We start from the raw sequence: 21,558 nt of genomic DNA on the forward strand, positions 1-21,558 counted from the left end.
TATGGGTCCAATTACCAATTCAAGTAATGAACGAATCAATAATATTCATACATTTCTACAAGGCAGTAATCCTATTGGATTAGGGGATGAATCCATCAAAGCGGTATTAGCTTTGGAGATGGCGTGTGAGGAGTTAGCGTCAACAGAGCAGATGAAGCGTAGTCGTATTGAGAATGCGCCGCAATTACCCGCACCTAAAAATAATTTATCCGTCATGTTTAAAGCTGCAGCAGCAAAAGAGGAGAAGTTGTCGCTAAAGACAGAAGGATTTAATGCGACTTCAGTGCTCGTTGGGAGCCTGACGACATTGCGCCAGTTATTACATGAGGGGAATATTAGTGAGTTGGCTAATCGCCTTCAATTGATGAATATAGAATCAAATGCACTTCGTGAAAAAGGCAATGATTTATTAAACTCTTTTACAAATCATACAGATAAAGCTAATGCACTTAATAACGAAGCAAGTGCGTTAATACAAGAACGTACCGAAAGTAAAGCTCGTTTAGCGCACCTTCAGTCTCAGCAAGGTGGAAACCAAGAGAAGATTAAGCAGCAAATTGCAGCAGAAAATACCAAAATTACAAATTTGGGCACCAAAATTGATGATTTGCTGGAATTAGCTGGGAACTACGCGAAAGACGCAAGTGAGAAAGCTAACAAACTTAATCAATTTATAGACGCTGCCCCACGCCGTGTTGAGATTGATGGTGAAAAATGGGAAAACGCGCTGGCGCTGCTGACTATGCTAACTGGTCAACTTAAAAAAGCGATGAATGAAGATTCGATTCGCAATATGAAAGAGCAAGAAGCCGTGATGGCGACAATCAATGAAGCTTCTCGCAAAGATTCAGATAAAAAGGCTAAAGAGGCGGAAGAAGCGCAGCGTAAAGCCGATGAAGCGAACAAGGCCGCCTCTTGTACCAGTAAAATTTTTAGCTATGTGATGCTTGCCGTGTCAGTTATCGCCACGGTTGCGACTTTTGGCGCAGCAGCACCATTAACGCTTGCCGTTGCCGCTATTGGTATTGCTATCTCAGTGGCTGATATCGTTTTGGAAGAAACGGGTCAAAGTAGCCTTATGCAGATGCTAGCCTCTGAAATTTCTAGTGCAGTGACTGACATGTTGATGACGTTTGGTGTTCCTGAGGAAAAAGCGAAGCAAATCGGGAGTATTGTCGGAATGATTATGGCAGCCATTGCATTTTTAGCCCTCTCATTGGCGTCTATGTCCTCTTTTGTGAAAAACATCGGCAATATTGCGACTAACGCAGTAAAAATGCTTACTAAAAACGCAGGGACATTACTGAAAAGCATCATCAAGTCGATGCCAAATGGTTTGATGAACGCCTTAGGGCATATTGCGAATGGAGCCGGTAAGGTCGGAAAATCTGCGGATAATATGGCGGTGCTGACTAAGTTCAGCAAGTTGGCCGATAGTGTTGATGACTTACAGCAAGCCGTAAAAACAACCACTAAAGTAGCGCAAAAAGCCGATGACATGAAAGATATAGCCAAAGCGGCAGATAAAGTTGCAGACCAAACTGACAGTATCACAGACATCACCAAAAGCTCAGATAAGGCCGTAAACACGGTTAAAACGCAAAGTGTTGCAGCTGCTCGCCTTGAAGTGGGAATGAAAGGGACTGGGGCGGCATTGACGGTTGCGAATACGGCAACAACGGGGGGGGCTAAATTTACATGCCGCAGGCCAGATTCGAGATATGAAAGAAATGCTTGCTGGTTTGATGCTTAATAGTGAAAGCATTCAAGTGTTGGATGAGTTATTAAAAAACTTACTGAAATCCATGTCTCAAAATCATGAGAAATTTGAGGAAATGTTTAGCGGAATGCTGACGTCATTAAATCAATCCGGTCAAACGAAAGCCAATATGCTGAAAACCGCTCGCTTCGCATAGTTAACATAGTTAATATAGGAATCTATCAAATGAGTCTTAATATTCAATCAGAACTGAATAAGCCAGTTTTACGTCATAATCCTGTCAGCTTTGATGGTCTTTCCCCAGCAATTAGCAGCAATACAAAAGCAGCTGCGACGCCCTTACTGCAAGGCGTGCAATTAAATGATGTATATACAATGGCATCAGAGCCTGAAATGCGTATGGATAAGCCATTATTAAAAATGACGCAATTTTCAATGCATGATGATCAGATGCTAGCGGATATTTCTGCGTTAACGAACTCCGATAAGTTAGCCACACTGGATGATCTTCATGCCTTTCGAACACTGACGCCAGAAAATATTCAGCAGGCAATTGGCAAGGTGTTAATTGAAGAAAAAAGTTATATTGAACAGCTGGTTGGAGACGCGCAGTTACCAGATGAAACTGAGTTAAAACAGATGGCTCAAGCCGTTCAAGTCTTGATTGCCAGTAGTTTCTTTAAAGACCCATCATCTGGGCAGATTTCCGGTGGTCATAAAGGCCAAGAGCCTATCGATAGCATTAAAAATAGCCCGTTTGTTGGAATTATTAGTAATGACTTATTGGTTGAGTTGTCAAAAATTCTTCGCAAAGTGATGACTGAGATAAACATTTCAGATCGTCGTATCAGTGCAGATTTTCTGCAATTAAATGCCAAAATGGTACAAGCGTCTGCGGATTCAACGATCCGTGAAGGTAAAGAAACCTTTAAAGGCGCCATGATGGGCTTTTTTACCTCCCTTGCGATCACGGCTGCTGGTAGTGCTTTCCAAGCAAGAGGGTTGCGTCAACAACAGAAGTCGATCAAACACAATTTGGTGCCAGGAAATCAAAACATCAGAGGTGCCAGTAAGTTATCTGGGTTAAATGGAACAGTAGGGAACGATTCAACGAAATCGAATACGTTGAGTTTAACGGGGAAAGATGGCTCTACAGTGACACTGAGCGGTCAAGCTTCGCAAAGCCAGAAAAATCTTGCAAGTCAACGAGTTGAAGAAGCTAGCAGACGAACAAGAGAGCTTGGTGCATCACAGCATGAGAAGCACGAGCAAATCATGAATAAATCTCGTGTACAAATGGGAGTGGCAGAGCAGGCTTCCCGAATGTCAGATAACGCCGGCCAATTAGCGACAGCGTCAAATCAAGTTAATGTAAAATCGGCAGAAGCGGACAAAATGATTGAACAATCCGTGGCGGACACTGCACGCTCAGTTTACGCCGATAAAGACAAACAAGTCGATAAGAGTCAGGATCTTGCAAAACAGATGCAAGAGCATTTACGTGAAATTCGCGAAAGTGGCCTGAGAACAGTACAAAGCATGGTGAGAGGCTAAAGAATGGCGATTATCTCTCCTTCTTATTTAGATAATATTAGTCACTTTCAGCCGTTGGCGACACCAGCCCTGACAGAGCAACCACACCTCCCCCTTTTGGGGGAGGGCATTACATTTGATGAGTCACTTATGCCTCATCAGCAAGCTTTAGATGTATTTCGACAGATGGAATACAGAGTACCGGAGGACGTTTATCAGCCACGGTCACAGAATGATCCCCCTGAAGATATACTGAGTGGGGCAAGAATGCTGATACGTGAAAATAAGAGAGCGAATGATGCCTATGAGGAGGCGAAAGGGCTCAGAGCCTCGAGAAGCGTGAAGAGTTCCGCAGATGGTCGCTCGCATATTAATGGATTGACTGGCCTAATTGATAATATTCACACGGATTATCAAAAAAAATACGGAGAATTAGTTAAAGCATCAACCCAATATATGCAAGATATGAATACCATGGCAAGTAAGCTATCTCGTTATATTGAAGCGGGTGAAGATGGTAAAATACATATCAAATTAGAAGATACTTTGAGGGTCATGGATGAAATAGTTGCGAAATATTCTGGGACTAGTGTGGCCAAAGTGGTAAAAACCGACAAAGATGAGGTTAAAGATAAATCGCTAGGGTATACCTTAAATATGGCAAAATTGCAGGTTGGTATAGCTGAAGAAAATAAAAAAATAAAAGTATTTAAACAGATGATAATACTTTTCCCCAATAAAGGGGTAGAACAATCTCTTGATGCTGCAAACCGTAAACTTAGAGCCTTACAGGATGAGCATCAACAGCTTCAGGATAAACTCGATGAGTTAAATAAAATAGATATAGGAAAAATAGAGATCGGCGAATATTTTGGAAAATGGAAGCCTGATTTTGATAATGCTAAGCCCTTAATGGAGATAAAAGGTACTGAGCAAGAATATGCGTTTTGGGAAAAAAAATTATCAGGGCAAGGATTTATTATTGAGCGAATGAATGGAAAGTTATGCGTATTTCCAGATTTAAAACCCGTCAAAGAAATTTTTTATACATTGAACCACTCTTCGGCAACTTGGGATAAAGATGGTAGTGATATTTCATCTCAAGAGTTTCAAAGTTTACAAACCGCGATAGACAGTCAAAAAAATGCGATTAATAGCTCAGTTTCACGTTTATTAGAAACCTTTCGGCAAGATAATAGCCATTTTGAAACGTTAACTCAGCTGCTTATTCAGCTCTATAAAGATTTACAGCAATATAATAATGGCTACGTCAATATGTAATGACAAAATTGTATTTTCCCTATGGAGTGAAAATAAATTTCCATTTAGTTTTTATATTAATCAATAAGGAGGGGGGATGACTAACATTAAAAGTAATAGTTCACCTGTGTCACCTGTTAATAACCCATTGTCGGCACCTGAGAATAATAATAAATTATTTTCAAGTAATATAAGCTCAGTTAATAATGCAGGTCAGGAAGCCCAACGTCCTAGCAAAGAAAAAGTCACTGAAAAAGAAGTTAATATTTTATGTCAGACTGAAGATTTATATTCTAACAAGTGTAGTTTACAAATAAATACCATTAAATCACTATTAAATAAAAAATATCCTAATATTAGCTTGGAAATGATAAGCAATACTCTGAATGCTATGGGGGATGAGACTGTTGCAGGGCTAGAGTGGAATTATCAATCTAAAAATATGTTTAATAGTTTGACGCTATTTACTGATAAAGAAATTAAAAATTCAAAAGTATTATATTATGTGAAAGAACTGATTAATAAAATCAATAGTGGTAAGACTGACGAAAAATTTAAACAAGCACTCCGATTGTCGGAAAAAGCCCTTAATGAATTGCCATTCGATAATATTTGGAGTGATGACCATATTGATAACGTGTCTAAACGTTTTCTCGATAAATATGTTGACCCCGCTATTAACGGAAAATTAAACCCTTTGTTAGATGAAAAAAGTATTGAGGAACTACCATTCGACGCATTATTTGATCCTCTTCTTCATAAAGGAAAACAGGGGTTAATTACGGAAGCAAAAAATCAACTGAAAAAAAATAAAGAACCAGTTAATAAACACTTACATCTATATAATATCTTTGTGGCGCTGGAACAAAAAATTGAAATTATGGGGAAGCTCAGTACTCCTATAAATACAGATGGTGAGACTGAATATACGGATGGTAAGGCTGAAAATAGGGTGGCACTAAATCTTGAGAATAATGCTAAACCGGAGGATTGCGTGGATGGTGGCCACGAAAGCACTTTTGATGACAACAAAGACATGCCTGCTTTGTTAACTAAACCTATAACGGTTAATGATAACTTTACCAGTATCTATAATATGGCGAAGGAGGCCGCAGATGATCGCCCTGTAGAGACTAAAGAGCCGCTGGTTGAAGATGACAATCAAGAAAATGATCAAGTTGCTCATAAACAAATGATGAATGATAAAGCGCAGGAAAGGGCGAATAAAAAACCTGCAACGGTGTTTAATACATTATTTGGATTAAAAGATGCAGCCGAAAAAACAAAGCTTGATGTGGACCTAATAAGACAGGAAGCCCTTCTAGCATCACGGCCTTTATTAGTGAGGAAACCGAATACGGTTGCTCAGGCGCCGCTTCACTCTTTCGAACTACCAAAACGGGAAACTGCGTTTATAGCGAATACTTATCAAAAAGACAAAAATAACCACTGGGTACTCAAAGAGCCAAAAGGACAAAAAGCGGTGACATTATCAGCGAATGGCATGCTTACCCGTAATCTATCAGATAAAGCAGTCTACCAAGGCGACCGTGAAGCGGTTAAAACCGTGGTGGTGGATACTTACTCACACTTACCCAATACAGGTAAGTCAGTGACATTAACGGAGAGAGGGGTGTTAACACGTGACCAAAGCAAAAAAGACGCTTACACCACACAAGAGTGAGAGACCACATGAAAAATGAACACGCGGCTATTCACTGGCAGTGGCTTTCAGAGCAAATTCAATCAATACGGGCTTATTCGGGGATCGAAAATACCTATACAATAGACTCTGAGTTAATCCGAGATGTTCATATTGATTCACTGGAATTGTTAGAGCTGATAACGGCTATCGAACAGTATACAGGGCAGCCAATTAGTGATGAAGTTTGGATGAAATGGCATAATTTTCGGGACATTGTTGAGTACCTAGTGAGTGTCATATAAAAATAGAGAGCCACGGTATTTATGAACTGACCCCAGTTTATTTATTTGAATGTGGCTCCTTTTACTTATTTTCTATTCTGTTATTTTCAGTCATATAAAATTCATCATTTTGTCATCAAGTGATAATGCTCACAAAATAGCATAGCCTCGTTTGCTTAGATCTACGCGCGTAGACTATCCTTTAAGTAAATAAAAAACGCCAGTTAGATTTTTTTGATTAAAAGGCTTAGCGCCAACACCAAGGGTTTATCACTATGGCTACACAATTAAATATCGAGGCGAACCAACAGGCCGCACAAGAACGGTTAAGTACGCCCGAAGGAAAAAAAGATTTCCGCCGGGCGATTTTTTCTTGTTGGTTAGGTACAACCATGGAGTATGCAGATTTTGCCCTCTATGGCTTAGCAGCAGGTATTATTTTCGGTGATGTTTTCTTCCCTGATTCAACGCCGATTATGGCGCTGCTATCCAGCTTTGCAGCTTATTCAGTCGGATTTATTGCACGTCCGATTGGCGCACTATTTTTTGGTTGGCTAGGTGATAAACATGGCCGAAAAATGGTTATGGTCATCACGATTGCGTTGATGGGGCTATCAACCACCCTTATTGGAGCGATCCCCAGCCACGCACAAATTGGTGTCTGGGCACCGGTTTGTTTGGTGATCTTGCGGTTTGCCCAAGGCTTAGGTGCAGGGGCTGAACTCTCCGGTGGCACGGTGATGTTGGGTGAATATGCCCCGGTTAAACGTCGAGGCCTTGTTTCGTCCATCATTGCATTAGGTTCAAACAGTGGAACACTACTGGCTTCAATGATTTGGCTGATCGTATTACAGATGGACAAAGAAAGTCTGATGTCATGGGGATGGCGTATTCCTTTCCTTGGCAGTATTTTAATTGCGTTGGCCGCATTATTTATTCGTCAACATATGCGTGAAACCCCGGTTTTTGAGCGACAAAAAGAGCAACTCGCCGAAGAACGTCGTCTCGCATTAGAGTCTGATGCGGTGGCTCACCCTGTAGATACCCGTTCATTTTGGCAAAAAACACGTGCGTTTTGGACAATGGTGGGGTTACGTATTGGTGAAAATGGGCCATCTTATCTTGCTCAAGGTTTTATCATCGGTTATGTCACTAAGATATTATTGGTCGATAAATCCGTACCCACCACAGCTGTGTTGATAGCCTCTATTCTTGGTTTTGCCATTATTCCCTTCGCCGGTTGGTTATCCGACCGATTTGGCCGTCGTATTATCTACCGTTGGTTCTGTTTCTTATTAATGCTATATGCCGTACCTGCGTTTATGTTATTAGACTCTCGCGAACCGATGATCGTGATCCCGACGATTGTGGTTGGGATGGGGTTAGCATCTTTGGGGATTTTCGGGGTACAAGCAGCTTGGGGCGTGGAACTATTTGGTGTGCGTAATCGCTATACTAAAATGGCTTTTGCTAAAGAGCTTGGTTCTATTTTATCCGGTGGTACAGCGCCACTGGTGGCATCTGCATTGTTGTCTTGGACAGGTCAGTGGTGGCCAATAGCGGTCTACTTTATTGCCATGGCATGCATTGGCTTCGTGACCACATTCTTTGCTCCAGAAACCCGAGGCCGTGATCTAAACCTGCCTGAAGATGCGATATAAGTGAACGTGGCTGTATATAAAAGTCAAAGTGGCTGCTATTCTTTGACAAAGTCATGTTAGAAAAAGGAATTGCTGGGTGTCAGAGACGAATGACCGTAAAGTGACGCGGGTAGATGTTGCCCGCGAAGCCGGAACCTCGGTTGCGGTAGTCAGTTATGTGATTAACAATGGCCCGCGTCCTGTCGCAGAGGCAACGCGGCTAAAGGTGTTAGCTGCAATCAAAAAAACGGGGTATCGGCCAAATGGCATTGCTAAAGCCTTAGCTTCGGGTAGTACGCAGACCTATGGGTTAGTGATCCCTGATATTTCTAACCCCTTTCTTGCCTCTATTGCCCATGCATTACAGCGCGAAGCGTTTAAATATGGGCATGTTTTGTTACTCGGTGATGCAGGTGATTCACGGGTTCGAGAGAAAGAATTGATTAATAACCTTTTGCTCAGGCAAGTTGAAGGGCTTATTTATACCAGTGTTGATCGGCATCCCTATGTTGATTTAATTCAGTCATCGGGCACGCCTTGTGTGATGCTTGATAGAATTGAGGCCGCAGAAGGGATCAGTACCATTCAAGTGAATGAGAAACTGGCCGCCTATAAAATTACTCACCATTTAATTGAACACGGTTATAAAAATATTGGCATTATTTGTGGCCCGAATAACATGCTGAATACCCAAGACCGCTTAAATGGTTGGAAAACTGCACTATCTGAAGCCGATTTGATGATACAGCAAAAATGGATTTTATCGGGGGAATACACCCGTGATTGGGGTTATCACGCGATTTATCAGATGCAGGACATTGGTTTTCCTGATGCGATTTTTGCGACAAATGAATTACAAGCGTTTGGTTGTCTAAAAGCCTTAGCAGAATTAAACATGCGTGTACCAGAAGATATTGCTCTGGTGTGTTTTAACGGTACGGTGCAATCAGAATATACTGTTCCAACGCTTACAACGGTTCGCCAGCCTGTTGATCAAATTGCGCAAAAAGCGATACACATCTTACAAAATTGGCCACAAAAAGAAGCCATTTGTGAAGTGGAATTTGAATTACAAATCGGGCATTCATGTGGATGCTGATGATTTATTGTTTCAGGGAAATTTATGCGAGTGATTATAGATTGCGACCCCGGTAATGGGGTCGTTGGTGCGAATGTTGATGATGGCTTGGCACTTGCGCTGGCTATTGCTGCACCTGAAATCAAATTGGAAATGATCACCACCGTTTCGGGTAATACGCCCAGCGAAATTGGCTTTGACGTTGCTAGTCATTTAGTTAATTCGTTGGGGGAAAATATTGCTGTTTATCGTGGTGCATCGTCGGCCTTGGTTGAAACGAGTGCGCCATGGCGTGAGCTACTCGATAACGGCGCTGAACGGGCTCAACTTAAGCACCTGTGGGATGGCCTTCCCTCCGTACCGAGTTTACCGCGGTCTATCCCAGAAGCGGCGTTACGTATTGGCGAGCTAGTTTGCCAGAACCCGAAACAAATCACGATTATTGCCATTGGCCCATTAACCAATATCGCAATAGCAATGCAGCTGTTTCCTGACATGGCTCAAAACGTGGCGGAAATAGTGATCATGGGGGCGGTTTTTAACGTACCTGGCTATCTGAAAGACACGAATTTTGGTATCGATCCTGAAGCGGCTTACGCAGTGTTGAACAGTGGCGCAAACCTGACTTTGGTGCCGATGGATGTTACGGTACAAACGCAGATGGTGCATGAGGATCTTGATAAACTTGCTCAAATCGATACGCCTCTGAGCCGTTTTCTTGAGGCCACAATGCGACCGTGGATGGACTATTCTCGCGCAACACGTCATTTAGCAGGGTGTTGGATACATGATGTGTTAACCGTTGCATGGTTATTGGATAAGCGCCTAGTGACGCATGAGCAAAAGCATGTCGGTATTGAGCTTCAAGGAGCACTGCGTGGCAAAAGTTTCTGTTATGACTCACTACGTCTAAGAGTTGGGTTCCCTGAACCAAAAACAAAGCCAATCACGGTACTGCAATCCGTCGATAACTCGGGTTTATTAGACTTAATCTTTAATACGCTCAAGCGGCAAAAATAAGGTAAAAAAATAGCGCCTTCAGGCGCTATTTTTATCGCGTTTAGGCGGACTTCGACATCATTCCGTGGGCTAAATGGCCTTTATGGAACGTTGCAAATCGTGGGGAAATCCGCGCGACGGCCTCGGCAGAACAAGACGCATCAAGCAGCACAAAGCTGGCGTCATCCCCTTTGGCAGGCCACACTTGTTGGCCTTTCTCATTTAACGGCAAAATATTGCCTGTTGCGATGGCAAGTGAACGGGACAGCGACAGCTCATCAGGGCGAGTGTAGAGCTGTGCGTACAAATTGGCTTTTTCTAGCATATCGCCTAGGCCAAAAGGCGACCAATGGTCAATTACACTGTCCGTTCCGGTCATCACAAATACCCCATTTTGATTTAGGGTTTTTAGTGGCATATGCAGTGTGCCAATTGGAACCGTCGAAGCAATAGTGATTTGCTGCTCAGCTAACTGTTTAGCTGTTTTTTCTGCTTGTTCAGGGTTAAGTGTTGCCAGTGCAAAGGCATGGCTGATGGTCACTTTACCGCGCAAGCTGCGGTTTTCATCTACCGTTTTAATCATATAATCGATAGCGGCAACGCCCGCGGGGCTAGTTTCATGTAGATGAATATCCACGCCTTTGTTGTAGTCCAACGCAATTTGGAACATGGAATCGAGAGATTTTTCCATTGCGCTATCCACATTGGTTGGGTCTAAACCGCCAACATAGTGAGCGCCTGCTTGCATGGCTTCACGCATTAAACCTTCTGACTTGGAATGTAATAAACCATGTTGTGGAAAGGCGACGATTTCGCAAGTGAGATCTTGCTGGTGCTCACCAAGCACTTTTTGTAAGGCTTCTAAATTTTTCAAACCAGAAACGGGTTCGATATTACAATGGCTGCGGGCAATGGTTGATCCTTGGGATTGGATCAGCGCGATCAGCGCATTTGCTCTTTCTTCCGTGAAAGGTTGTAATTCAGGTAGCAATTTTTGCTCTAACGCGATCATGTCCATAATCGTTTTACCTTCACGTGACTGTGGCGCTTGCCATGGCCCACCATAGAAGGTCTTATCGAGGTGGATATGCATGTCACGAAAGGCCGGTAGCATCAGTTTGCCTTGCGCGCTATAGGCATTTAATGTGCCATCTGCATGCTGTTTATTCGGTAAAACAGCCGCAATTTTACCGTCACGGATTTCGACAGTGTGTAAGGCGGTTTGGGTGCTGGTAACCGTCGAATCCTGGTAATTAAAGCCCGTTTCGAGCAACACGTCATCGAGGTAATAATGTTTGTCCGTAATACTGGATTGGCCTGTTTTAAGGCTAACTTGGCTTTGAGCGGAAGCAATGCCTGATACTGCACCGAATAAAGTGCAAGCGGCCGCAACTTTGGCGCTGGTGGAAAAGAACTCTCTTCTGCCTGATGATTTTTCTGCTTTCATAGAAACTCCTAGTGATATCCATTTACTGCCGAATTTCCTGTTTTTAAGCGATACTTATTTACTCAGATCGCCATCAAACGATCTGAGTGGTACTGCATTTGCGATTAACAAAAAATTCGCATGAGCTAGATTATAGAAATTTACCCTTGAACAATATGGGTTCCCGTTTCACCGCGTAAGGCTTCTGGTAGTTTTTCAGGGGTGGTGATGATCACACGTTTACCGCCATTAGCAATAAACGATAGGCTGGCTTCAATCTTCGGTAACATGCTACCCGCAGGGAAATGGCCTTCTTCCATGTAGCGTTGCATGTCGCGGGTGCTGGTTTCGCCAAGTGCTTTTTGTTCAGGTTTGCCGAAGTGAATGCATACTTTTTCGACACCTGTGGTGATAATTAAAATATCGGCATTGAGCTCTTTCGCCAGTAAAGTTGTTGATAAGTCTTTATCAATTACCGCATCAACACTTTTGTAGCCGCCATTGCCGTTATCAATGACTGGGATACCGCCACCGCCCGCTGCAACCACCACATAATTATGTTCTGTTAAGGTACGAATAGCTTGTGATTCAATGACACGTTTGGGTTCAGGGGAAGCTACGACTCGGCGGTAACCGCGGCCAGAGTCTTCAACAAAATGCCAGCTTGGATTTGCTTGCTGTAATTGCAGAGCTTGCTGTTCAGTGAAAAATGCCCCAATCGGCTTGGTTGGCGCGCTAAAGTTAGGGTCGTTTTTATCGACTTCAACTTGTGTTACTACCGTAATCGCTTGGCGGTTATGGCGTTTTGCTAAGACGTTAGTCAGCGCTTGTTGAACTAAATAGCCGATTCCACCTTGCGTATCCGCTACGCAGTTAGCGAGAGGCGTTAACGGCAAACCTTCGGTTTCATGGGCGATCTCGGAACGACGCAAATCTAATCCAACTTGAGGTCCATTTCCATGGGTCAAAACAATGTTGTAATTACCTTCAAGCATGTCACCAATATGATGTGCGACTTCTTGAACGGCTTTTTCTTGAGCTTCGATAGACTGGCTGTTGTTATCTTTGATAATACTGTTGCCCCCGATGGCAACAACCACGAGTTCTTTCATTGTTAATGTTTCCTGAGACAGATATTTAGCTGATAGTAGGTGTACAGCGCACACCTACTATAAAAGGTTAGCTTGGTTACACTGACTTACTGAGTTTCTCAGATTTTTCAGCTTGTTGTTCTTCCACCGATTTTCGGCTGTCTAAAAAGTGTTTGAGTACAAATAAAGCTGCCATCATGAGGTATGCGTAAACAAACATCAAGGTTGAACCGGTGGCAATTCCGACCGCTGGGGAGTGAATAATTCCGAAGAAGACTAATATTGCTCCCGCGGCGGCAGCAATGGCTCCACGCAATGGTTGGTTGAGGATAGCAAAGATAGCAATACAGCCCCATAACATACTGGCTAACGGTGCCCCGTTTCCTAAATGGACCAGACCTTGGTAATAAACCCCTTTGTGTAGCAAGGTTTCAATACCAATTGCACTCGCAGAGGTGCCTGCCGCGCCAATGACACTATTAACCATCGTCAATGCCCAGTTAGCAATCCATGGGAACAGACAGATAAAGATAACGGGGACTTCAATTTTCGGCGTTTCTCGTACAACTTGGTTGGCGGTGACGACCCCGATAAACACCAGTATTGGCACGATAGCGGTCATTGGAATGATAGCTAACATAAAGGCGCCGATACCGAATAATGGTACGATAAACATGGTGATACCGGATGCTAGCGTATAACCCACGCTTGCGCCCATCGCTTTCCAACCCGCGTGACCCACATAAACGGTGACTGGGAATGGGTTACCTAGGAAACAACCGACAGTCGATGATAAACCGTTAGCTAACATGACCTTACGTGTATTATATTCATCACCCGCCGCGTGGGCACTTTCAATATTTTCCAGGTCGAATATATAGTTTGCTAAGCCAAGTGGTACTGCAGACGCTAGGTAAGGCAGAGCGTGTGGCAGGCCTTGGAAGAAGCTATCAATATGGATACTTGGAGGGTTAAAGCCAAATGATGCCATTGAGTCTTTGATTGCTTCTGCACTTTGCAAACCGGAAGCCCATGCCAACACTGTACCCGCAATGAGAAGCAATAAGCCGGTTGGGATACGCGCAAAAATTGGTTTTTTACCAAACCAGTTAATGAAAATTAATAACAGCACAATGAATGAAACCGTTGGTGCTTCAAACGCTTGCAGCATTGGGTTCATCGCCAGTAACAGTAATCCTAAACCAGACAAACAGGATAACAGAACGGTGCGTGGGATCATCTTACGGATGGTTTCACCTAAGAAAGAACCACCGACGAGGATCATTGACTCGACAAAACACCAAACCAGTGCGATTTGGATCGCAAATTCGGCATTTTGTGTTGTTTGGTAGACTGGCATGATGACTAAGAACGTCACCGTAAAGATAGAAGGGGCACTCGGGCCTGATGGAAGAGCTGTAACGTCATCGCGCCCGGTTTGTTTTATCATTTGCTGGCCAAAATAAGCGTAGCTCACACTGGCAAGTAAAACAGCAAAACCAAAAGCAGGTGCAATCGTGCCATAAACCATTTCAGATGGGATACCGACAACGAAAATTAAGAGACCCATCATGGTGAGGAGGTTGGTTAGGTTATTGGTCATTAAGCCAAAGTAGGCGGCTAAGTCCCCACGTTTCCACTTGATGCTAAGTATACTCATATATATATTCCCCCTGCATACCCGTCATACTTTGAACCGCAGTGTTGTTGGCTGCATTCACTCGGCCTAGCCGCATACTTATATATGCGACTAGGGCCTCGTTTACTTACCGCCTAGCTGCAATTCAAACTATTTAGGTTATGTTCCTATATTTTGAGTTACAGCACTGTTTTTCAAATAAAATCAATCAGGGTATTCGTTTTATTCTTATTGCCCATCCGAAGATGGGCGTTATTTTTTATGACTGGAAACTACGCGTATTTCTGCGCGTAAGACAGCATAGCTTTTTCAAAGCAATCAAACGGTGGGTGAACAATACCTGCTCCAATCATACCGATACCCGCGTCTTTATGGGCAATGGCCGTGTTGATGACAGGTAAAATACCACTGGCTGAAACTTTCGTAATATCAATGGCTGTAGGAATACCCATAAAGCCTAGTAATGGAATAGTGACATTCGGGTTTTCACCTAACGTGATTTCACGCATCTGGCGGGAGAAGTCGACGGCTTCTTCTACCGTACCCCCCACCAGTGCCACGATAGCGGGGGCTGTTGCCATAGCAAAACCACCAATACCGTAGGTTTCTGTGATTGCAGAGTCACCGATATCTAAACCAGAGTCTTCTGGTTTGTAACCTGCAAACATCGGACCGATAACTTGCTGAGAAGGTCCTGTGAACCATTGACCCGGTAACCCACTGATACGTAAGCCAAACTCATAGCCATTACGCGCCATGGTGGTGACAACGGTGCTGTATTCGATACCGTGAGCGGCATCCATCGAAGCTTTACACATCGCCATCCACGTTGGACCGGAGAAGTAATCGCTGCTTGCAACAAAATCAAAGACTTCTTTTTGTTGTGCGACAGAGAAATCAGTTTGAATGATCCCAGTCGTGAGCGCTTGGATAAGTAAGGTTGTTCCTGCATTGTTACGGTTATGGCACTCGTCTCCCATATGCAATGCTTGGGCTAACATTAAGCGCAGGTCGATTTCACCAACGATTTTCATTGCGTCGCGTAGCATTGGACCTAAGACATCACGCATCCAATTTAATCGGTCAATGACGCTTTGGTCATTGGCACCCATGCGCAGGATTTTCGCCATTTGCTCACTGAGGTTAGTGAATGCACGGTTACCATAGGTTTTATTTTCAACGATATGCATAAACATCGATGCTGAAGTGACGCCAGCCATCGAGCCAACGCAATCATGTTCATGGCAAGGAGAGAAAATGATTTCCCCAGAAGCCGCAACGCGTTCTGCATCGGCTAAATCTTTTGCCAAGCCTTCGAAAACCAGTGCACCAGTCACCGCACCTTTCATGGCGCCACACATATCTTTCCAAGCAACAGGTGGGCCTGCGTGCAGGATGGTATTTTTGGTCATACCTGGAACTACGTTAATCGCTTGGTCGTAACCGATTAACACAGGCTGAGATTGAATAATGCGCTCAAGTGCTTGGGCATTAGCCGCCGCAATTTTTTCTTGTAGTGCCGCATTACCTTCAATCTGGTCTAGGGCGCGAATGACAGCAACGTTGCCTTGTCCTGGAGGCGTCCAGTTTAAATGCGTGACCGGAACATGTTGTTTTTTCAAGTCATCGCTGAACATTTCGATGCCAACGTTAATCACACTTAATGGCTGTTTAAATAATGAAGTCATTATGCTTTCTCCCCTTTCCATACAAACTCACGCCCTAATAAACCCGTATTGGTGCTGCTACTTGCCCAGATGACTCCGGCATCAGTTAGCATTTTGACTTGCGCATCCATCGATGGCGTATCTTGATCGGTGCCCAATACATAGCCTAAAATTTCTAATTCACGGCCATCTTGCTTGGCAATATTCTTCGCTTCTTTAATTGCATCGATCATCACGCCCACAGGGTCTTCGTGAGAACCAAAGCCTAAAACAAAGTCCATCATAATGACGCCAACTTCAGGATCACGAGCTTCTTGCAGTAAACGTTCAATACGGTTGGTTGGGTCGATCATTGGGTGTGGTTTACCGTTGGTAAAGTCATCATCACCGAAGTCGAGGAAAGTGTGCGCAATACTTTTATTGAGGTCTTTTAAGCGATAGTCAGGGTTTGGCTGAATATTGCTGTAAACATCATCGTACTTTTCTAGCGCGGCAAACATGGCTTCGTCACATAGCGTTCCACCGCAGAATAAGCCACGAATATATTTCTGCTCAGGTTTCAGTTTTGCTCTGACTTCATCAATCAGGGGTAAATTAAGAGGATGTAAATCTAAATCTTCTTTACGAATACCCGTTAGTAGAACGGCTTTCAGTGCGGCTTCTTTGGTGCCTTGGGCGAATGTCAGACCCGGTTTGTCTTCTGGTAGTGGCTGGCTACCTAAGAAACACACGACAACGGGCTTGTGGCATTTTTCCGCTTGTTCTAGCACTTTCTTCGCAACAGCAGGGGCTGGTGGCTTAGAAATCAATGTGATAACTTGAGTTTCATCATCGGCATCAAGCATTTTCAGAGCATCAATCATCATGATACCGCCAATCTTCTCGCTTAAATCACGACCACCGGTACCAATTAATTGGGAAACGCCTGCGCCAAATTCGTGAATACGGACGCTGAGTTCTTGGCTACCCGTACCGGATGCACCGATGATGCCAATGCTGCCACGGCGAACGCTATTACCAAAGCACAGCGCAGTTCCGTTGATAATGGCGGTTCCGCAGTCTGGGCCCATCATCAGCAAACCTTTCTTGCTAGCCAATTGTTTAAGGGCAAGTTCATCTTCAATGGAAACGTTATCGGAAAACAGCATGACGTTGAGGTCATTTTCTAACGCAATGCGCGCTTCACGAGCAGCAAACTGACCATTGACTGAAATGACGGCGAGGTTGGCATCTGGGATATGCGTCTTCGCTGAATTAATGGTGGCGTATTTGGCTTCATGTTGCCCACCACCCTGATTTTTCTTATTAAATAAGTCTTCGATAGCAATTAATGTGGCATCGTTTGCTTCATCGCTTGGGCCTTTAATGACAATCATTAAATCGCCATTTTTGGCCTCTTCTAATTCAGGTGTTAGTAACCCTAAATTACGTAAAACGCCTTTATTCATCTCTGTTGCCATCGCGACAAACGCTTGTTCAACATTGTCGAGCTGATTGGCTTTTGTCGAAATAGACATCAGTGATACGGAATCAAAATAAGTATTCTTTTTTATGACAACTTTAGTCGACATAGTTTTCTCCGAAATAATGGGTGATATACAGGGCATCTCGCAAGCCAAATAGCATGTCGCTGCCAGAACTCGACCCGATATTTAAAATCTCTAGAATTTGTGGATAAATATATGTTTCTTTCGCATCAACTAATGATTGAATTAATTGCTGCATATTTTCTCGATATTCTTGGTTTAACGCTTTTTCCAATGTGATGGCACTAATTGGTGTCGTCTGGCTGAGGCTTTGGGTTATTCCTTGATAAAACTCAGGGTAAAAAGTGGCAGCCGGATGACCGGTTAATAATAAAAATGCCATTAACCCAACTAAGTAATCATCTCCTGATGGTGTTAGCCCGATACCTAATCCAACAAGCTGGCGGATCACATCGATAACATTTTCTTTGTTTTTCTTAATTATTGATTCAATCAATTCAGAACGTAATTGAACCAATTGCGCTGTCATAGAGAGATAAAAAAAGTTATCTCCCTGATATTTAAATAGAGAATTTTCATTTTCAGTTAAGATTAGATCCAAATTACTTATTTGTTCTTCGATATATAATAAATAATTTAATTTTTTCAGTTTGTTATCGCTAAAGTTGATAACAGGTTGCCGCCATTCTTTACATAAAGAAAATGATATTAAATAATGACTACCAATCAATATTTCTTTATTTGATAAATTAATGTTCTCTCCTTCTTTAATATCGAAAAGAGAAAAGTCTTTATTGATTAGTCGGCAACTATTTGGTGCATTATCTAACTGAGAACAAAGCAAAGTATAAAGTTCATTATCAATAGAAAAGTTAATGGCTTTATTAAAAACTTGTTCTACTGTTCCTTGGGGTTGTGGCTGATGAAACAAATTGAGAAAATGTGTATCAGCCGTTAGCCCGTATAACCTTTGCCGATGAGATATGGATGCGTTCACATGCCTCCTTATCTATACTCACCATACTTCAAATTACATGGGTGTTAACTTCACTCAGCAACCCGAATGATTTAGAGTATATGGTTTAATTATGCGCCCGCGGCAATCAGCAGCTCTACAATTTCGTTGTAACCCTTTTCACGCGCTAACTCTAATGGCTTTTTACCATATTTATCAGTCATATGTGGGTTTGCACCATGGTCTAATAGCAATTTAACGATTTGCTGTTGTTTTTCGCCACCGTCATTGAGCACGATAGCTTCTAATAGTGGTGTCCAGCCCACGAAGTTGGTGTGGTTAACATTAATCTCGGTTTTTTCAAGTAATTCGCGAACAATTTCCACGTGGCCTTTTTCACTTGCAGGTGTAATACCCACGCCACCAAAACGGGTTAATAAATCTAAATTTGGTTTTGCAGGTAAAACAATGCGTAACAATGTGAGGTCATCATTAAGGCAGCTTAATAAGAAAGGGTTAAAACAGGTTTGGTCTTGTTTATTAATATCCGCCCCTGCATTAATTAGAAAAGAAACACATTCATAATGTTTATTCAGGCTTGCATTAACAATTGCCGTGCGGCCTTGGCGGTTGGTGGTATTAATATCCACACCTTTTTCAAGACAACTTTTTAATATTTCTAATTGTCCTTTTTCAGCTGCAGTTAAAAAGTCGTGAGCGAGAGTACTAGCGGTCATCATTTTCCCCTTAGGTTGGTTTTTATTACCAACATAGATAAAGACAATTTGAAGATTATTTATGATGTTTAAAGCATAGCAATTGTCATTAATAAAAAGAATCCATTTAAATTTAATTCATCAATGAGGCGTTTGATTGTTGAATTCAATTCAATAATCCGGCTTTTTTGTGCGTACGAGCATCCTTTTTTATCGTTTTTTGATGGTTTGTGACTGTTTTATGAACAAAATTGTATGATTTATTTTGTTAATTAAAATCGAAAGTCATGATTTACTCAGTTCTGTGATAGACATCAAATTGAAAGTTTTTAATTTGTTAAATTTGTAATTTTATTGATCTCGACTGTGTCGAATGTTAATGCTTGGTTTGCCTATTAAATTCAATAATATTAAGTATTTCGAATATTAATAGTGACGTTAAATGTACGGTTTTTACCTAGGGGGAATACATATCAAATTTAATCTATTCCAGTTGTTAGTAATTCTGTTAAGCTATAAAAATATGCTCGAAAAATAATCCGATTTTTGCGTTATTGAATTTTATTCACATAAAAACATGATTTGTCTAAATTTTAAACATTTTGGCGGTGGGTATGAACTCAATTTTTACGGAAGAAAACTTACTGACTTACACAACAGCAGCCAAGTTTGCGAGTTTTAGTAAAGCCGCGGAAGAATTAGGCGTGACCACCTCTGCGGTAAGTTATACCATCAAACGTATTGAAACTTATTTAGATGTCGCATTGTTTATTCGTAATACCCGTAATATTGAACTCACAGAAGCGGGTTATTATTTTTATCGTAAAGCGACCGACTTACTTAATAATTTCCATTCTATTCAAAAAAGTATTTACTCTATTGAGCAAGGTATTGAAGCGCGGGTGCGTATTTGTATTAATCAGTTATTATATACGCCGTATCATACCGCTAAGTTACTGCAAATATTAAAAAAACAATTTGCTACCTGCCATATCACCGTGACAACAGAGGTATATAATGGGGTTTGGGATGCCATTATTAATAATCATGCGGATATTGCGATTGGTGCTCCGGGTACGTTGATGGATGGCGGTGGAATTGACTACACTGAAATCGGTGCAATTCATTGGCAATTTGCTATCGCAGCAAGTCACCCATTAGCGCTGATGCCAGAGCCCATCGCTGAGAGCCAATTGCGCCTCTATCCAAATATTATGGTAGAGGACACTGCGCATACCATTAACAAGCGAGTAGGCTGGCTATTACATGGACAAGAAGCAATTCAAGTTCCTGATTTTAACACTAAATGCCAGTGCCAGATACTCGGTGAGGGGATTGGTTTCTTACCGGATTATATGATCAAAGAACATGTTAAACATGGCTTGTTGGTAACGAAACAAATTCAGAATCCGCGGCAAGACTCCCATATGCTACTCGCCACACAGCACTCAGCGACTGGGCTTGTGACACAGTGGATCCGCAAAGAATTTGGCGAAAAGGGGGTTTTAGCAGATCTCTACAGCGATCTTCTAAAACCCATCAATTAGTCTTATTGGCTAGCGACATCAAGGGCTTTATCGATGGCATCAGGGATCACTGAACCGTGGTTTTTGCCATCGAATAAGGTAAATTCACAGTGCCTTTGGTGGTTTGCAATTTCAGTGCAAACTTGGCGTGTGCTAATCCAACTTTTGCGCGCTTGGTAATTTTGTACTTGTTCGGCGCTCAATTTGGATAAATCAGGGCTCTCTTCTAAACCGCCTAAAGTCACAAATAAGGGGGAAGCCGTTTGTTTCGCCGTCAGTTTCGCTAAATCCACCATACTTCCTTTACCCCACCATAATGATGGGCTGGCCGAAACATAAAACTGAAAATCATCCGGTTGTTGTTGGTATGCCATCAAGGTAAATAATCCACCAAATGAATGGCCAAATAGGGTTTGTTTGCTTTTATCGATAGGAAACTGCTGCTCTGCCCATGGGCGGATAGTGCTAGTTAAAAATTGGTACAGTACAGGGGACCCCCCGCCTTGTTTAAAATCCTCACCCGTAACCGGTGGGGTATAATCGAGCGTTCGCCATACTTTTGGGAAGGCTTCGTCGATGGGGTAACCAATTCCAATAATAATTGGTAGTTTATCCGCAGGGAGCTTTGCAACTGCGCGATTAACCGCTTTGGGGTATAGGCCATTGCCATCAAGCATATACAGGACAGGGCGTTGTGCGGTGACATTATAGGGTACCGCACTGTATATGCGCAGCGCACGGTCACCGTAGGCCATATCTGTTTGTTGGATATCATAAAATTGGCTGACTTGCTCGTCCATACTCGGGATAGTCTGGCTAGGGCGTGCGAATGCACTGCTTGCCATACATAATAATAAGCTGGAAATTAATAATTTATTCAATACTCGTCATCCTT

Annotated in this window: 18 protein-coding genes; 10 read left to right on the top strand and 8 right to left on the bottom strand. The window is 42.6% G+C overall.

Annotation, left to right across the window (positions count from 1 at the left end; genetic code table 11):
* Position 1: 1 nt before the first annotated feature.
* The 9 genes from sctE (at position 2) to M1E86_RS00900 (ending at position 10,177) form a co-directional block, all read left to right on the top strand.
* Entirely contained in the window at positions 2-1,753 is a 1,752-nt protein-coding gene (gene sctE / locus M1E86_RS00860; protein WP_426099222.1) for a type III secretion system translocon subunit SctE, read from the top strand.
* Positions 1,722-1,916 (top strand): hypothetical protein, encoded by a 195-nt coding sequence (locus tag M1E86_RS00865; RefSeq protein ID WP_426099223.1) that lies wholly within the window; start codon positions 1,722-1,724, stop codon positions 1,914-1,916. Before sctE ends, M1E86_RS00865 begins: the two co-directional genes overlap by 32 nt.
* A gap of 29 nt (positions 1,917-1,945) precedes the next feature.
* The gene (locus M1E86_RS00870; protein ID WP_213914451.1) at positions 1,946-3,274 is read left to right on the top strand and encodes a type III secretion target, IpaC/SipC family protein; all 1,329 of its coding nucleotides are present in this window, start codon (positions 1,946-1,948) and stop codon (positions 3,272-3,274) included.
* Between the two features lie 3 nt (positions 3,275-3,277).
* The gene (locus tag M1E86_RS00875) at positions 3,278-4,534 is read left to right on the top strand and encodes a hypothetical protein (protein WP_213914452.1); all 1,257 of its coding nucleotides are present in this window, start codon (positions 3,278-3,280) and stop codon (positions 4,532-4,534) included.
* A gap of 76 nt (positions 4,535-4,610) precedes the next feature.
* Positions 4,611-6,197 carry a hypothetical protein gene (locus M1E86_RS00880; protein WP_426099224.1) on the top strand — a complete coding sequence of 529 codons (1,587 nt, stop codon included), beginning with the start codon at positions 4,611-4,613 and terminating at the stop codon, positions 6,195-6,197.
* Between the two features lie 8 nt (positions 6,198-6,205).
* Positions 6,206-6,460 carry an acyl carrier protein gene (locus M1E86_RS00885; RefSeq protein ID WP_213914454.1) on the top strand — a complete coding sequence of 85 codons (255 nt, stop codon included), beginning with the start codon at positions 6,206-6,208 and terminating at the stop codon, positions 6,458-6,460.
* 254 nt (positions 6,461-6,714) lie between these two features.
* Positions 6,715-8,100 carry an MFS transporter gene (locus tag M1E86_RS00890; protein ID WP_125891798.1) on the top strand — a complete coding sequence of 462 codons (1,386 nt, stop codon included), beginning with the start codon at positions 6,715-6,717 and terminating at the stop codon, positions 8,098-8,100.
* Between the two features lie 76 nt (positions 8,101-8,176).
* On the top strand, positions 8,177-9,178 hold the full coding sequence (locus M1E86_RS00895) for a LacI family DNA-binding transcriptional regulator (protein ID WP_213914455.1): 1,002 nt from the start codon (positions 8,177-8,179) through the stop codon (positions 9,176-9,178).
* Between the two features lie 24 nt (positions 9,179-9,202).
* Positions 9,203-10,177: a nucleoside hydrolase gene (locus tag M1E86_RS00900; protein ID WP_213914456.1), complete on the top strand. Its 975-nt coding sequence runs from the start codon at positions 9,203-9,205 to the stop codon at positions 10,175-10,177.
* Between the two features lie 40 nt (positions 10,178-10,217).
* On the opposite strand, the gene M1E86_RS00905 is transcribed toward M1E86_RS00900, so the two are convergent.
* The 7 genes from M1E86_RS00905 to M1E86_RS00935 all read right to left on the bottom strand — a co-directional run bounded on the left by M1E86_RS00905 (position 10,218) and on the right by M1E86_RS00935 (position 19,158).
* On the bottom strand, positions 10,218-11,603 hold the full coding sequence (locus tag M1E86_RS00905; protein WP_426099225.1) for an amidohydrolase family protein: 1,386 nt from the start codon (positions 11,601-11,603) through the stop codon (positions 10,218-10,220).
* A gap of 140 nt (positions 11,604-11,743) precedes the next feature.
* The gene (locus tag M1E86_RS00910; RefSeq protein ID WP_213914457.1) at positions 11,744-12,694 is read right to left on the bottom strand and encodes a carbamate kinase family protein; all 951 of its coding nucleotides are present in this window, start codon (positions 12,692-12,694) and stop codon (positions 11,744-11,746) included.
* A 76-nt stretch (positions 12,695-12,770) separates the two neighbouring features.
* A complete protein-coding gene (locus M1E86_RS00915; protein ID WP_125891793.1) occupies positions 12,771-14,333 on the bottom strand; it encodes a xanthine permease in 1,563 nt (520 codons plus the stop codon).
* Positions 14,334-14,584: 251 nt separating this feature from the next.
* On the bottom strand, positions 14,585-16,000 hold the full coding sequence (locus M1E86_RS00920) for a DUF1116 domain-containing protein (protein ID WP_125891792.1): 1,416 nt from the start codon (positions 15,998-16,000) through the stop codon (positions 14,585-14,587).
* Positions 16,000-17,550, bottom strand: coding sequence for an acyl-CoA synthetase FdrA (gene fdrA / locus M1E86_RS00925; protein ID WP_213914458.1), 1,551 nt, complete (start codon positions 17,548-17,550; stop codon positions 16,000-16,002). The genes M1E86_RS00920 and fdrA overlap by 1 nt, the downstream gene beginning before the upstream one ends.
* Positions 17,540-18,463 carry a DUF2877 domain-containing protein gene (locus M1E86_RS00930; protein ID WP_125891790.1) on the bottom strand — a complete coding sequence of 308 codons (924 nt, stop codon included), beginning with the start codon at positions 18,461-18,463 and terminating at the stop codon, positions 17,540-17,542. The genes fdrA and M1E86_RS00930 overlap by 11 nt, the downstream gene beginning before the upstream one ends.
* Positions 18,464-18,552: 89 nt before the next feature.
* Complete coding sequence (locus tag M1E86_RS00935) at positions 18,553-19,158, bottom strand: ankyrin repeat domain-containing protein (protein ID WP_125891789.1); 606 nt, start codon at positions 19,156-19,158, stop codon at positions 18,553-18,555.
* Positions 19,159-19,751: 593 nt separating this feature from the next.
* Between M1E86_RS00935 and M1E86_RS00940 the strand changes: the two genes are divergently transcribed.
* Positions 19,752-20,684: a LysR substrate-binding domain-containing protein gene (locus M1E86_RS00940; protein WP_125891788.1), complete on the top strand. Its 933-nt coding sequence runs from the start codon at positions 19,752-19,754 to the stop codon at positions 20,682-20,684.
* 2 nt (positions 20,685-20,686) lie between these two features.
* On the opposite strand, the gene M1E86_RS00945 is transcribed toward M1E86_RS00940, so the two are convergent.
* Positions 20,687-21,544, bottom strand: a complete 858-nt coding sequence (locus tag M1E86_RS00945) for an alpha/beta hydrolase (protein WP_285317021.1) — start codon at positions 21,542-21,544, stop codon at positions 20,687-20,689.
* Positions 21,545-21,558: the final 14 nt, after the last annotated feature.

It is taken from the genome of Providencia sp. PROV200 (assembly GCF_049901995.1).
GTDB classification, from domain to species: domain Bacteria; phylum Pseudomonadota; class Gammaproteobacteria; order Enterobacterales; family Enterobacteriaceae; genus Providencia; species Providencia rettgeri_E.